Source organism: Streptomyces cahuitamycinicus, assembly GCF_002891435.1.
GTDB classification, from domain to species: Bacteria; Actinomycetota; Actinomycetes; order Streptomycetales; family Streptomycetaceae; genus Streptomyces; species Streptomyces cahuitamycinicus.
Genome location: NZ_POUC01000932.1, coordinates 1 through 656 on the forward strand (window position 1 = coordinate 1; position 656 = coordinate 656).

Annotated in this window: 1 protein-coding gene; it reads right to left on the reverse strand. The window is 76.1% G+C overall.

What is annotated here, in order from left to right:
- On the reverse strand, positions 1-478 hold a 478-nt coding region (locus tag C1J00_RS43955; protein WP_102914276.1), incomplete at its 3' end, for a roadblock/LC7 domain-containing protein.
- Positions 479-656 lie beyond the last annotated feature (178 nt).

Genomic DNA, 656 nt, shown 5'->3' on the forward strand with positions numbered 1-656 from the left:
GCTGCGGGGTCCGTACCGGGAGGGTGCCGATGGGGCGGCCGGTGGCCGGGGGCACCGTGGCGAGGCCGGGCGCCGGCCGGTCGGCGTGGCGGCCGGTGCCCGGGCCCACGCTCGTGTCCACCAGGTCGGCGATCCGGGCGCCGCTGCGCCGGCCTTCGAGGTGCAGGCGGCCGACGTTGACGCGGTCCTCGGCGAGGAGGGTGAGCACGGCGGTCGTTCCGGCGGCGTAGGTCGCGACGTAGCCCCCGGAGCCCCGCACCAGCAGTTCGCGGAAGTCACCGCGGGCGGCGGCGTCGGTCATGCGGTAGGCGACGCCGAGGGCGGCGGCGGTGAGCGCCGCGAGTCCCTCCGGCTCGGTGCCCGGCACGTCGTGCGCGAGGACGAGTCCGTCGACGGTGGCCGCGAGGGAGCCCGTCAGCCGGGGTATGCGGGTGCGGAGCCGACGCAGTTCGTCCAGGACGTCGGTCTCGACGGCCATGAGCAGTCTCCTTTCGGCACGCTGTCTTCGCGCGCGGATCACAGTGCCTCCAAGGCGTGCAGGAGCCGTCGCAGCAGTGCGGTGTCGGGCTCGTCCGATGCCGCGGGACGAGGTGCGAGGCCCGGCTCGGCGGACACGGTGACGGAGGCGGACGCTGAGGATGGGGCTGGGGCGGAGG